Consider the following 14,021-nt stretch of genomic DNA (forward strand, 5'->3'; position numbering starts at 1 on the left):
CTACTTACCTTCCATTTCATTTAAATAATCGTTCATCATATTGATTTTTTCAGGTTATTTAAAGTTAGTATTAAACAAATTTGACCCTGAATATTTTGGTACTGTACAGATAATTTATTTCCTATAACTAAACGACAATTCGATAGCCACGCGAGCGAATTGTTTGTATATATTTTTTTTTAAGCCCTTCTTGATTTAGCTTTTTTCGTATGTGAAACACTAAGTTAGCAATTCGATACTTTCGTTTCTCACCTAATAATTTAGCTTCTTCTTTTTTTCCCCATAAATGATTGACTAATTCTTGATAGCTGACTGTCTCACTAGCGTGATCGAGTAGGAAATCAATCAATTTATATTCACTTTTGGTAAAATATATTTCTTTTCCTTCAATTACCATACTGAAATTTTGCAAATTCAACTGGATTTTCTCTTGATAACTAACTAATTCACTTTCTTGATTCGATCCTTCTCCCACGTTGGTTATCTTTTTATATAAATTAGTTGTAAATAATGCAAACTCTTCAATAGTATTATTATCTGCTAACTTTAAAGCTCCATCAGCCCCTAGCTTCATATACATCATGCGCATTGAGAGACTCTCTTCTGCTAACACCCAGATAAATGTTCGTTTATTTTTAATAGATAAGAGTAGCTCGATTGTTTGAGCCGTCTTTTCTTCTTCTTTTATGAAAATCATCTTTGGATTTCCTTCACCATCTAATGAAGTTTGCTCTTCCTTATGGTGAAGGACAGTCCATTGATACTTTTCAAAAACCATTGAAAATTCAGTCGCTAATGTTTGATCAAAGAAAAAGGTTTCTATTTGATTCATTTTCATCCTCCTATTTTCAAAAAATTCATTCAGTCTTATTATTTGCCTATTTCAATATAAGCATATAGACTTATGTTAAAATCATTTCTTGTTTTCTCTCAAAATAAGAAAAAACAACCTTATCCCTTATTATTTCAACTTTTCTAAAAAAAGATGACGGCGAAATTGACGGCGATGAAAAATAATAAAAAAGGTCAGATTCTAGCTTATGGACTAGGATCTGACTTTTTTTTGACACAGCAAAAAACGATTGTTATGTAAAATAGAAAAATGGAGTAGACATAACTGCATGGAACGTGATAATTTTATAATAAAATAGCGAGTTTTTTCATAGCTAACCGTTGGTCATCTATACATGAATGCGTATAAGTATCCAATGTCATTTTAATAGAGGTATGTCCTAATAGCGCACTAATCGTATGGATACTAACGCCTACTTCTAAACAGCGAGTAGCGAATGTGTGACGCAAAACATGGAATCCTACGTTAGGCAGGCCAATTGTTTTTCTTAATTGTGTAAAACGGTAGGTAATGGTTCGCGGTTCTAAGGCCTTTCCATGTTTTCCAACAACATAAGGAGAGCTAGATTGTCTTCTTGCTTTATTTAATTGAATTTTTAAAAGAGAAGACATCGGAATAACTCTACTCGCTCTCATCGTCTTGGGAGAGGTCTCAATAATTTTTGTTTTATGTCGACCTCCTGTGTAATCTAAAATCCGCTGTTGCGTCCGTCTAACATGGATGAGCTCTTGTTCAAAATCAATATCACTCCATTTTAATGCACTAATTTCACCAATGCGCATCCCTGTCTCTAAGGCTAGGAGTATTGGTAAATAATTCATTGATTGTTGGACCACTTTTATTAATTGAGCCTGCTGCTTTCGAGTTAACGCAGAAAGTTCCTTCTTCTGGATTTTTGGGAGAGAAATTAACTCTGCTGGATTTGTATACAGGTAGCCATGCTCTTTTGCACTTTTTAAACAACTCTTTACGAGACGAAAAATAACCTGAATGGATGATGGAGAAAGTGTTCCTTTCATTTTTTGGACTAATTCATCTAAGGATTCTTTTGTAACCTGGTTCAGGAGTAGATGACCAATCACCGGTAAAATATGTTGAGAAAACTTATTTTTATAACTCGCATACGTACTTTCTTTGATTTCTTCTTTCATCAATTGGTTCAACCAAATTGTTGCCCATGCATTAAAATCTCCTTGAAACTGTTGGTGAACTGACGTATGATAAGAAGCGTAGGCTGCTTTCTTTTCAATTAATTGTTTTCGAATTACTTGGTATGATTTACCATAGATATATCCATAATAAATAGAACCATCTTTTTTTCTGGCTTTCGGATAGCGACCTTCCCAGCGGCCATCTTTTCTTTTATAAATGTTTTCGCCTTTTGCCAAACTAACTCATCCTTTCAAAATAATGTGACGGCGGAACGACGGCGAAGAAAAACGAGACGTCATTCGCTAAACGGTAGTCAAAAGCCTATAATTAAGGTTTTAGAGAGAAAAAAACAATAGAAATCAATAACAGAATTAAAATTTTAAAAAAATATCTTGCAATTTCTTAAAATATTGGATAGAATGTTTATAGAGTTGAGAAGTTATTAAAAAAATAGACAATACTTAAATTGAAAGTTTCTTATTTTGAGAGAAAATAGGAAACTTTTTTATTAAAAAACAAGTTATTTTCGCTTCGTTCATTATTGCTCACTTGAATTTTCCTATATTTTCTACAGAATCTCTTCTATAGAAAATTGACCAGCAAAAATTTTTGAATCTTTATGATATAAAATAATTGAGACTGAAATAATAATTGGCTCTATACTTTTTGATGTTGGTGAACAATCACCGGCATCTTTTTTAATGCAAAATAATAGAAAAGACACCCTGATATCCTTTAGAATTAAGTCGTCTAAAACCAATCCAAAGGGGAAGTCAAGATGTCCTATACAAATCTTATCAAAGAAACCTTAGATATTCTAGGCTTAAACATTACTTTTAATGAAAATTCTTTAAAAAAAGAACGTATTAAAGGACGGATCTGCCAGGAATTTTCTGTTACGTTGGACTATTTAACGCACTCCTGTCCTCATTGTGGTGCCCATGAAGACGGATTGATTATTCGTTGGAGCTTTACAACCTGTCTGATTTTACTGAATGATGTTTCTGAATACCAAACATACTTACGCTTGAAGAAACGCCGTTTTTTCTGTCATTCTTGTGATAGAACCTTTGTCGCTGAAACGAATATTATCGAAAAGTGTTGTTCAATCTCAAAGAAAGTGAAGCTTTCGATTGCCGATCATTTAAGAAATACCACGTCTATGAGCGAAATTGCCCGTCAAAAGAAGGTCTCTGTTTCCTCTGTTTATCGCGTATTGAAACAGTTTTACGAACCCCAAAAAATCAATCGACTCATCTTGCCAGAAGTTCTTTGTTTTGATGAATTTAAATCAGTGAAACAAGTCGCTGCCTCTATGAGTTTCATTATGATGGATGGACAAACAAAACAATTACTCGATGTCGTTGAAAACCGCCAGTTGCCTTTTATTAGAACGCTATTTCTCACGATTTTCTTTATCTGTTCGTGAAGGTGTAAAGTACATTGTTTGCGATATGTACGCGCCTTATTTTTCTTTAGTTAAGAAACTATTTCCCATAGCTCAGATTGTTCTTGACCGCTTCCATATTGTGCAACACATTGGACGAACATTCTTAAAACACCGGATTCAACGGATGAATACCTTTCTCCATCAAGGATCTGTAGAGACAAAAAAATACCGTCACTTGAAGAAATACTGGAAACTGCTTCAAAAGAATCAATCGAAGCTTAAGTTTGAAAAACGCCCTTGGCGTCCTTCCTTCCGTGCCTATTTAACAGAAACAGAACTCGTGGATCGGTTACTTCCTATGATGAAGAATTAAAAGCTGGCTATACCTTTTATCAGGATTTTCTCTATGCCATACAAACAAGAGATTACACACGGTTTCACGCGTTATTAGAACAAGATTATTCTAGGCTTCCAGCTTATTATCAAACAACTATTACTACCTTTAAAAAGTGCAAGCTGGCATTAAAAATGCGTTGGATTTGCCTTATTCCAACGGTCCTTTAGAATGCTTGAATAACCATATCAAAGTATTAAAGAGAAATACCTATGAGTTTCACAACTTCTATAATTTTAAATTGAGAATTACTTTATGTTTTGGCACAGTACTTTTTCAACCGAATAAAAAAACCTAGAGGCATTTCCCTCTAGGCTTCATCATTGATTTAATTCTTTGGATTTTCTTCATCAACATTAGTTGGCAAAGAGCCTAATAATTATAAAAAAAGCCTGATTTTGATGCACAATATCAAAATCAGGCTTTTTTTATATCATACATGACTCTCTCTTTTTCTATTATTTTTTCTTTCTATTCATCCTATTTAAAACGGCATATAGTACAATAAACAGAATTACTATTGATAATCCAGTGATATAAACAGCCGCATGTTTATTATCGGAATCTTTTATGCGTAGCTGATTCTCCTCTTCCTCAGCACTTTTCCCCTCTATCTTAAAAGGAATTGTCCACGTCCATTTCTTCTTTACCTCTGCGGAATTTATTTTTATATTCACTTGGTAGTCCCCAGGATTCAAAGGAGTCCCTTCATCGTCTGTCCAAGTAAAAGGTAAGTAAAAGTTTGAGTTAGGAGCTATTTTTAGCTTAGTTTGTTTTAGTTCATGTGATGCTTCACCATTAGAATGATCAATAAGTCTCGCTTCAACCTCCACTTCTTTAATGAATAATGCAGAAGTATTTTGAATAGGTATGTTGATTCCGTTTAAATAATCAGAGTGAACTGGTATTATTTTTTTTGGATCGACTACTAATTTTGGCTCAACTCTTGTTAAATCAACGTTATTTCTTAATTGAACCCCTAAGGAATAAACAAATTTATTGTTGATTGATCCACCATCATAATTGGTTTTACTGCCCTCTTTATCATATATGTAGATTCCGCCTGCAATGATACCTTCATAAGACTTGCTTGGCATTTGAATCGTTACTTTAGTTATAACACTTGATTGCTTTGGTATTTTCACTTCATTAACCGTTTTACTTATATCAGAAAAAGCATTGATAAGTGAAGGGTCCTTTTTCTTATCATGTTGACTATAATCTACAATGCCATTATCATTTGTCGTTGCAGTATTGGCTTCTACTTTAACTATTCGATCTTCTTCGGTAAAATTTGATAATTGAACCTCTAACTCTTGCATTTGTCCAGGATTTAAAAGTAGATCAAAATATGTTTTTGATTTGTCGATTTGGTTTTCTGGTATGATTGCTTTTACTTCTATAGGCGTTACGATTCCAGTGTCTACGCCTTCTGACAAAGTAGTTATTCCCTCACTGAAAAAGATAACTACTATCAATAATAGTCCTCCAAAAATAGCATGCATTTTTTTCATGTCCGTTTCTCCGTTTCTACGTAACTTTGCAGTTATGTATCTTGTTAGTCAAAAATAATGATGCTCCTTATTATTGAATAGGCAGCAGCAGCATTTTTAAAAGGCCTACATCTGTTTAGGGTCCATTTTCAATTTCCCAAAGAATCGTTCCGGTGTAGTTCCCGACTTTATCCATTGAGTCTTTTGGAATAACAAGCTTGATATTAGTATCAAGATTAGCTATTTTACCTAATGTAAAATTATATAGATATTGCTTGGGATCTTTTGTTCCATTTGATTCTGCTACCGTTGAAAAATCCTTCGAGTTGATTTTCAAATGATTGGCAAACTTAATATAGCCATCTTTTATTGTGTAACTAGGATCCAATACGTTGAAAATATCTTTTTCAAGTTTCGCTTTTACTGAAAAATTACCTTGTCCCTCTGCTCTACTATCGTGAATTGTTAAAATAGTATCAGCTGTAGCAATCAATGGAATGATTTGCATTCGTTCTTTGCCAAGATATCTCCCTTTAAATTGAAAAGTATTTGGAATAGAGTCGATCGTCAGATTTCCTACAAACCTCACAATGATTTCTTGGGAAATTTGATCTTTCACTACATAGTTCTCTACTTCTGTTCGATTGCCCAAAGAATAGTCCCGTTTTTCTCCTTCAACATTTTCAACTTGATTTATGATCGATGCAATTTCTGGATCATCTAATAAATCGATTTTTTCACCGATTCTTCTTTTAACACTAGCATCTGCATATAGCTGAATAGATGGATCTTCCCCTTTTTGAAATTTCACTGTAACATTGCGCTCTGCCCCAATAACCGTAACAGGTACTGTAATTATTTCTGTTTTATATTTGTTCATTATAGTAACTTTAGCCTCTTGGGGCCCAAACTCATTTGTATTGATTCCTTCGATTTTTGTTGCCGTAACAACATTCCCCATCTCATCATGTAAATTTTTGACAAAATCAGAGGGTTTTAAAGTATTGATAGGTGTTCCTTTTTTGATCGTTTGTGGCACTGCCTCACCAGTTGGTGTCGGGTAAACTAATTTATATTTTTCATTGACTTTATTCGATTGAAACATTGAATCTGCTCTTGCATAAATTTCAATATAAAATGTCCCCTCTTTAAATTGACTTGTATCAATCTTACTAGAAAAAGTCGAATCGCCTAATTTATCTATTGCAATTCCTTTTTGGTTCAGTACAGGTTCATCTGTGTTAAATACTGAATATAGGTTATACGTATTATAACCAGGTCCTTTAAAATCTCCTGTTACAGTTAGTTCTTCTCCAACATAAAAAAATGATTCAGAATGTGGATAAACACTTGATATATTTAAATTTTTGATTTCTGGTTTTGGAATGTCTCTAACTTTATCTAAAATCCATTGTTGTTTTGTATCTTTTTTATTTAGATACACTAATGAGAGTGGACTTATACCAGAAGTAATATTGTTTTTTGAATAATAGTAATTGAAATTGCTGTTTTTAATCCGGACTATACTTTGCCCGGTTGGAGTATTTCCTATTAGTTGAAAGTCAAATGTGTTTTTATTCCCTAATGGTGTTTCGAAAGAGGCTTCATTTTTTATTACTTTTGGTGGGTTACTTTGGATTTCTTGCGACACTATTAAATTCTTTTGCTTGTAATTCGAAATTGTATAAGCATTATCACTAGGCTTAAATAAAATCATCCATTGTTGATTGCTCTGATCTGGACCTAAAGGATACGTAATAATCTCTCTATCGACGCCAACCCCACCAGATACATCCCATCCATAGCTATTCGTCGCTACGGAACGTATTTTATACACACCATTCATCGTTTTCAAATTAAATTTCTGAGCATCTCCTCCGTTATCTGGTGACAGTGTGATTAACGCATCATTAAGTGGTTTACTCACAGTAAGATAGGTTGCCGTCTTCCTATTCCTAATCTTATAATATATCCCTTCGGTTTGAATAATATCCCAAATATAGTCGTCAGTGAATTCAGTGTAACTATTGATAGGAACTGTAAATACAGTTATTTTTGCAGTATTTCCCTCTGTACTTCCGATAATTTTCTGCGTGTCATTTCCTGAATATATTATGTACCCATCTTTTTCTGGTCTATATTCATAGCCTAATAACTGGTTCCCTTTTCCATGAGCTGCGTATGTAATGAGCGATTCATAGTTTGGCGAAGTATTGTTTTGATTGATATCAACAGCCAATGTTTCATTTACTTTCGGATAAGCTACATATAAATCATCAGATATCACTTTTTCTGCTGATGCTGGTGTAGCAAAATAGAAACAGAAAAAAATAAAGCTAAGGATTTCAAAGATAAATAGTATTTTTTTCATAGACATAATTATGCTCCTTCCTCTCTTTAATGTCTTAATTGATGTTTAATATTAAATTTAACTAATTTGAATAAAAGAGTGGAAAACAAAAAGGCAAATCTTTATTTTAGAGGTAACAGTGATCCTTTTTTCCTTTCCATTTATTTTGTTCATTTATACGCTACTTTATGACATATTTCTTTCCTGCCATAAAATTCTTGTCTGATAAACACCTACAGCTACGATCTTATTTGTAAGAATTTCTACTTAAATTTCTATTTTTCCTAATTTTCAATCTTCACTTAACGCATACTTTTTTAATATCTTCGCTTTTTCGTTCTACTAATACTTCTGTAAAATGTCTGCACAACAATTTGCGAATGTTTACTAATTGTTCGTTTACCACTGGGGTGATCCATATGTTGATAGTGTTTTTACCTCTGCTTTTCTAATTTATAATTCAACTCAAGCTCTTGATAAGTTACTGAAACTGAAAGATAGAGTCTCTATAATCCTTAATTAGCAATCACAGATACTCTATCTTTGAATATGAACGATTTACAACAATAACTGTTAGCTAATCCATCTATAATCTCTTCACATTATTTTATTGTTATTTTTGTCTAATTTTATTGGAATGTATCTTCTAAACTCCATGTAAGTTGTGCAGTGAATGTTTTTCCTGCTTGACTTTGAGGTAAAGCTACACGTAATTGTCTGTCTGTAATTTCAGTCGCATAAGCACCATTAGTATCATTTTCTTGCGCTTTTGTTAACACAGGAACTGCAGAACCACCGGCAGTGGCTTTTACAGGTAAAGCTGTAATGTCAGTCCCTTTATGTATAGTCAACACGCCATTTGTTGATGGATCTGGAGCTGAAGTAATATTTCCTTCTTCATCTTTTACAAGAGCATAATCTTGTACGGCACCAGTATTAAATTCTAGTTGGACATTTGCTAATTTGTCTGCTTCTTCTGTACTACCATCAACAGCAAAATCGCTAAGTTGTGCAACTGTTTGCCATTTTGCCAATTTAGCACCTTCGGCAGCAGTTCTATCATCACTTACTACTAGATATGATTTTTTAATTTCTTTATCTTTAAATACTTTAACAGCACCTGAACCTTTACCAGTATTTGCATTTGTCCCAAAGTTCATATTACTTGGAATAAACGCAATAGCTAAGTTTTTTTGTAAAGGATTTTCCCCTGGTTTACTTCCGCCATCTGGGTCAATCGTAATTTGTAAATCTGTTTGATCTGCTTTTACGACTTCTTCTGCATGTGCATTTGTTGAAGCTGTTGCTAGGGAAAGAACCCCCGCTGATACTAATAGTGTTGCTAATAATACTTTTTTCATTTGTCTATCACCCTTCTTTGATTATAGACAGGTTAGTAACCGTTATTGTTCTAAATCGTTCATCGTTTCATGTTAACCAAGTAATTTAATCTGTTCCTTTAATAAAACAAATAAATAGATAATCAAAATTAAGCTAATTAACGTAAGAAGTAATAAACTAAAATTGATCGCTAAACTTGATTTGCTGATCTTTAGTCTTCTCACTAAAAAGATATCTCTTGAAAAAGTCATTAAAAAATACACGAGCGTCACAAAAGAAATCGCTCCTAATATATACATCCATAAATAATCAATCATTTTCTACTCCTACATATTATAATAAATTTTTTTGAAACAAATCACGCCACAAAATATGATCAAACAGGCGATTTCCGATAATAAGATAATATACGAGGTGATCATTTGTCCTAAGTGTGGTAATAAACCATTTTTAGATTCACTTGTCTTCGGATATTTAGCTGTCGGTTTTCCCGATATCTTTTTATCGGTTAGTTTATCGGTTGGTTCGATTTGTATGACCAGACCATTCGATGATTCTTCATTTTCCACAGCGAATCCTGTATGCATCGGAAAAAACGAGAGAATAGTTGCCAAAATTAGCATATACAAAAGCTTCTTCATCTTCTCCACCCCTTTACTTCTTATTTTTTCCTTTCTTTTTCCTTTTCTTGGCAATTCTTAGTCGTTTCCACGCCTTCTCCCATTTTTTTCTTCTATAAAAGAGCGTACCCATTAGCGCCAAACTTATCATTGCTATCGCGATACTGACTATCTTTAGCCAAGTAGGTGTCTTGATTGCATAGATACTTAATGCATTGATTTCTTTGGCTTCTTCATTTGTGATATTAAAATCCTTAGACAACTGCCATTTTTCATCAGCATTTTTTGCATCCATCTTTAAGGTATAGGTTCCTGAAGGTAAATCATTGATCCCCCAATCCAATTCAAAATCAAAGTGGCTATTAGGCGCTAATTTGTAATTTTGAACTGTTTTTTCTTTAATGACTTTGCCGGATTCTTTCTCTATCATCGTTGTCACAATGTCCAAATTGTCGATTACTTTAGGTTCTGGATTTTGTAGACTGGCTAAGACCATTTTCTTTCCATGGAGAATCGATGCTTTGACTTCATTTAGTTTTAACGTTTTCCCATTGGTAAACTCATCGCCATTTTCCGCTGTAATCAAGCCTACCTTATAATTGTATTTTGTCGAGATTCCCTTTTGTTTCTTTTTATCTGGCACAAGCTCAACAACGAGCGCGCCCATTTTTACTCCGTCATAGCCTTCTTTTGGTGCTGTCACTTGAACCTGGACCATCTTTTCTTCAAAGTTTCCAACAGTAATTTCTGGTGTCTCCACTTTTAGTAAACTAGATAGAGGTTCTTTCAGCGACTCATCTTTATTAGCTAAATCACCTGTATAGTCAATCTTCCCACTGTTTGAGGTCATCGCATCGACACCATAAATTTTCAAATGAATCTCTTCTTTTTTTGTACTTGCGACACGCATTTGTAGTGTTTGTGTTTCGCCTGGAATTGTCTTTATATAAAAGTAGCTTTTTCCTACGTCAATTTGAGTATTCGGTTGAAGTGGTGTCACCACATATCCTAAATTGTTCTCGTCTTCCGCAAAAACTTCTCTCGTTGACACTAGACTGACAATCATACAACTTACTATAAAGAGTGCGCTATAAATTATCTTTTTCAAAAAAATTCTCCTAACTAAATGAATTGGATTCGTTCTTATTCTTTAAAGTATAGATTTCAACTAAATATCCTTCGTCTCGATGTTTGATTTCATATACTAATCTGAATGAATGTTTGATAAAATAAGGCGCCCAATAGGAAATAAACTCATTTGAATACGTTTCAGCCTCCTCTAATTGAGTAAATGGACCTGCTTTTTTTATACATTCATTGTCTATATAACGATCTTGATTGTCCTCATATAAATACTTGGTAATAGCATAAGTGATAAAGAGAATCACAAATGAAGCAATAAAAATCGCTAAGAAATATGGCCAACAAAGAGTTATGAACAATACGCAAGAACATAAAAACGTAATGAAACCAAAGCCGAATATCATAACCCATGTTATTTTTCTTATTTCTCCTTCTTTTTTATTTTCAAAAAAATAGAAAAATGATAAAAACAAACTGGACAGTAGTAATAAAAAATAAATAGATGTGTATACCATGACTTCCGTTAAATAAAAACTTGATATAAAAATCAATTGAACAATATATCTAACGCCCTTATCTACCCAAAAAGACATTTCCTGATAAAAGTGCCAAAAAGATATTAAATAAATGAGCCAGGAAAAAATGAGCGTTATCCCAACCAGATAATACATTTTATACTTTTGAAAATCGGTATTACTTAATTTAGACACGTTGTTTACCTTCCATTTCCTCTAAATAATCGTTTACGGTACTATTTATTTTCAAGTTACTTATAATTATTATTGAACAAATACCCATTAGATCTGACTGTTTTGACAATTTGTGGAGAACTTACGTCTTTTTCTAATTTCAATCTTAAGTGAAAAATGATATTTGCTATTCGATAGTTTTGTTTATCATAAGGCAACTCCCATACTTGTTCGAAAAGCTCTTTATATGAGACTGCTTTTGGAGAACATGAATATAAAAGCGAAAGTGTTTTAAACTCCTTTTGTGTCAAATAAATCGTTGTTTTATTATCAAGTACTACACAGAGGTTTTCATTGATCAATTTAAATTTATTTTCATTCTTCTTTTTGATTGTTTCTTTCTTATTTTTCTCTAAGGTTTCCTGTATCAATACCAATCCATTATGTATCGCTTTTACTATTTCACCTTGATGCATCGTTTCATTGAAAACACTGATTGCACCTATGTTATATAATAATAACCGGTCATTTCCGTTACTCTTTTCTTTGTATATCCAAACTGGACAAGAATTAGATTCTACAATTTTCATATAAGTATTGCATATATCCGCAAGCTGAGAGGCTCCTCCTAAAATAAAGTAAGCATCACACTTATCTTTTTCAGTAAACTCCTCTTGTAAACTAGTTTCAATATCAGAATAGAACTGTAATTTGTGGTACCAATTTTCTTTTTCACCATTTAACGCAATAAAGCCTAATTTAACCATTGTTATCCTCCCAATTTTACTTTTATTAAAAATTAATTTGTTTTTTATATCACTTGACATAGTTTATTCTTTTTTCAAACAGAACGAAATACCTTGTAAGCGTTATAAATTCCTAACTACAAAAATAATTTATCTTTATTTTTCAAAAAATTAGTGTTACTATCATTCATAAATAAAAATATTAAGGAGAAACAAATGATTACATATGTTATTGAAGATGATAATCAGCAAAGAAAACAAATCATTCAATATTTAAATGAATGTAAAAATATTTTTTTTGATTTAGAGTTGTCAAACCTGTCTAATCATTTAACGTTTATGGAAGAAATTCCTAAATTGACGATTAACGACAATGATGTTTTTTTCTTGGATATTGATTTAAAGACTACCTATACTGGAATTGATTTAGCTTTAGAAATTCGAAAGTATAATACAAAATGTTCTATTATTTTTTTGACTAGTATAGAAGATAAAGCCATCAGTGTATTAAATAATAATATCTTTCCTTTAGGTTACCTGATTAAAAATTTTAAAAACCATTCCGAAACAAAACAAATAATTACTGAGATGATAAAAAAAAGTCAGCTAACTTCCAAAAATTTTTGGCGCTTTAAGCAAGACAAAGTTGAATTTTCTAGTGGTTCTGAAACGTTGTTTTTCAATGTGCGTGATATTTGTTATATTCAATCATTAAAAGGTTTTAATGGACGCGTTTTAGTCAAAACACTAAATGAGGAAACAATAATTGAAGCAAAAATCGGAGAAATTAAGAAACAGTTACCGCAGAAATATATGATGACTTCTTTACAATCCTATATCCTTAATCTTGAAAATATTATTTCTATTGATAGAAAAAATGAACAGATTTTATTTGATGGACAACAATTACTTCCAATTGGGGCCAAGAGCATTGACAAGGTAAAAAATGAGTTGCGGGTATATAGCGATGATTGATAATGATTAATTTATCTTTTTACTACGTCGGTTGATTTAACACTCGTGACACAGTATCTACGGTCTCATACGATAATCTTGATGATTTTCTATGATTAGCTCTTCCCAACTAAGAAAAGTTGATTTATATTGAAATTAAGAGCGAGCATGACTATCTAGTGACTACACTTAAAAATACTTACGTTAAAAACTCTAAAATCGCCTTACAGGATTTCTCTCAAACTTATTTTTTCCTACAAAAATCAACACACAGAATTTCAAAGGAAAACAACTTTTTGTTCTCGTATTTTCTATACTCAACATAAAAAATTCCAACGTACAAAACTTCCTGAGGACGTTTATACGTTGAGAAAAATTGAGTTGAATCGTTTAGAGTATTATTAGCTTTTTAAACGACTTGGTTTTTAGACTATAAAAAAATAGATGAGTAACAAACTACTCTCCTTCCCATATTTCTATTATTTCAACTATTTTTCAGATTTGGTTGCTCTAAACTATATTAAAAAAAGCTTAAGACTTGCATCCTAAACTCAATATCTATCTTTACTTTTACTTATTTCTAATTTGTATATTGTTGAAACGAAGACCCCTTTTTTTTATTGTCTCGTTGTAAAAATGCTAGTAACAAAGTTTATTATCATTAAATATCTCTTCACCGAAACTGATTTTTCTTCGGGTAAATCAGAAATAATTCCTTGTGGTATAAACTATCCATTCAACACTTTAAATCGATAAAACAAATCAGTACCATATTTATGAAAAAAAACACGTTCACCAAGGTCGGATGAATTTAAGCTAAACAGATTTTCTTTAATTCGACGGTCCACAAAAGCAATTATCTTATAAGGATTCATCGTTTCAAATACCTTTTACTATGACGTATAGGCAAATAAAGGTTAAATTCATTGATAGACAGCCGTAATTAGCACTCTAAA

General features: G+C 32.3%; 11 protein-coding genes and 1 pseudogene. 2 read left to right on the forward strand and 10 right to left on the reverse strand.

Going from position 1 to position 14,021, the window contains the following annotated elements:
• Positions 1-127: 127 nt before the first annotated feature.
• Positions 128-832 carry a winged helix-turn-helix domain-containing protein gene (locus IGI43_RS05715; protein WP_438756861.1) on the reverse strand — a complete coding sequence of 235 codons (705 nt, stop codon included), beginning with the start codon at positions 830-832 and terminating at the stop codon, positions 128-130.
• Between the two features lie 305 nt (positions 833-1,137).
• Positions 1,138-2,241, reverse strand: a complete 1,104-nt coding sequence (locus IGI43_RS05720) for a tyrosine-type recombinase/integrase (protein WP_438756862.1) — start codon at positions 2,239-2,241, stop codon at positions 1,138-1,140.
• Between the two features lie 542 nt (positions 2,242-2,783).
• On the opposite strand from IGI43_RS05720, the pseudogene IGI43_RS05725 reads away from it, so the two are divergent.
• A pseudogene (locus IGI43_RS05725) lies at positions 2,784-4,087 on the forward strand (ISL3 family transposase).
• A gap of 160 nt (positions 4,088-4,247) precedes the next feature.
• Here the strand turns inward: IGI43_RS05725 and IGI43_RS05730 are convergent.
• The 8 genes from IGI43_RS05730 to IGI43_RS05765 all read right to left on the reverse strand — a co-directional run bounded on the left by IGI43_RS05730 (position 4,248) and on the right by IGI43_RS05765 (position 12,132).
• Entirely contained in the window at positions 4,248-5,303 is a 1,056-nt protein-coding gene (locus IGI43_RS05730; protein WP_438756863.1) for a DUF916 and DUF3324 domain-containing protein, read from the reverse strand.
• 115 nt (positions 5,304-5,418) lie between these two features.
• Entirely contained in the window at positions 5,419-7,659 is a 2,241-nt protein-coding gene (locus IGI43_RS05735) for an RICIN domain-containing protein (RefSeq protein WP_438756864.1), read from the reverse strand.
• A gap of 602 nt (positions 7,660-8,261) precedes the next feature.
• Entirely contained in the window at positions 8,262-8,993 is a 732-nt protein-coding gene (locus IGI43_RS05740) for a WxL domain-containing protein (protein WP_438756866.1), read from the reverse strand.
• 72 nt (positions 8,994-9,065) lie between these two features.
• Positions 9,066-9,290 (reverse strand): hypothetical protein, encoded by a 225-nt coding sequence (locus tag IGI43_RS05745; protein WP_438756867.1) that lies wholly within the window; start codon positions 9,288-9,290, stop codon positions 9,066-9,068.
• A gap of 9 nt (positions 9,291-9,299) precedes the next feature.
• Positions 9,300-9,614: a hypothetical protein gene (locus IGI43_RS05750; protein ID WP_438756868.1), complete on the reverse strand. Its 315-nt coding sequence runs from the start codon at positions 9,612-9,614 to the stop codon at positions 9,300-9,302.
• 13 nt (positions 9,615-9,627) lie between these two features.
• Positions 9,628-10,701: a DUF916 and DUF3324 domain-containing protein gene (locus tag IGI43_RS05755; protein WP_438756869.1), complete on the reverse strand. Its 1,074-nt coding sequence runs from the start codon at positions 10,699-10,701 to the stop codon at positions 9,628-9,630.
• Positions 10,702-10,711: 10 nt separating this feature from the next.
• Positions 10,712-11,386: a hypothetical protein gene (locus IGI43_RS05760; RefSeq protein WP_438756870.1), complete on the reverse strand. Its 675-nt coding sequence runs from the start codon at positions 11,384-11,386 to the stop codon at positions 10,712-10,714.
• 56 nt (positions 11,387-11,442) lie between these two features.
• On the reverse strand, positions 11,443-12,132 hold the full coding sequence (locus tag IGI43_RS05765) for a winged helix-turn-helix domain-containing protein (protein WP_438756871.1): 690 nt from the start codon (positions 12,130-12,132) through the stop codon (positions 11,443-11,445).
• 195 nt (positions 12,133-12,327) lie between these two features.
• Between IGI43_RS05765 and IGI43_RS05770 the strand changes: the two genes are divergently transcribed.
• The gene (locus IGI43_RS05770; protein ID WP_438756872.1) at positions 12,328-13,086 is read left to right on the forward strand and encodes a LytR/AlgR family response regulator transcription factor; all 759 of its coding nucleotides are present in this window, start codon (positions 12,328-12,330) and stop codon (positions 13,084-13,086) included.
• Positions 13,087-14,021: the final 935 nt, after the last annotated feature.

The organism is Enterococcus sp. AZ126, from assembly GCF_051714545.1.
GTDB lineage: Bacteria > Bacillota > Bacilli > Lactobacillales > Enterococcaceae > Enterococcus_L.

Bases quoted from the DNA above. Each gene is read 5' to 3' on its own strand.
- IGI43_RS05730 (WP_438756863.1), bottom strand. From the start codon at position 5,303: ATGAAAAAAATGCATGCTATTTTTGGAGGACTATTATTGATAGTAGTT.
- IGI43_RS05740 (WP_438756866.1), bottom strand. From the start codon at position 8,993: ATGAAAAAAGTATTATTAGCAACACTATTAGTATCAGCGGGGGTTCTT.
- IGI43_RS05765 (WP_438756871.1), bottom strand. From the start codon at position 12,132: ATGGTTAAATTAGGCTTTATTGCGTTAAATGGTGAAAAAGAAAATTGG.
- IGI43_RS05745 (WP_438756867.1), bottom strand. From the start codon at position 9,290: ATGATTGATTATTTATGGATGTATATATTAGGAGCGATTTCTTTTGTG.
- IGI43_RS05715 (WP_438756861.1), bottom strand. From the start codon at position 832: ATGAATCAAATAGAAACCTTTTTCTTTGATCAAACATTAGCGACTGAA.
- IGI43_RS05770 (WP_438756872.1), top strand. From the start codon at position 12,328: ATGATTACATATGTTATTGAAGATGATAATCAGCAAAGAAAACAAATC.
- IGI43_RS05750 (WP_438756868.1), bottom strand. From the start codon at position 9,614: ATGAAGAAGCTTTTGTATATGCTAATTTTGGCAACTATTCTCTCGTTT.
- IGI43_RS05735 (WP_438756864.1), bottom strand. From the start codon at position 7,659: ATGTCTATGAAAAAAATACTATTTATCTTTGAAATCCTTAGCTTTATT.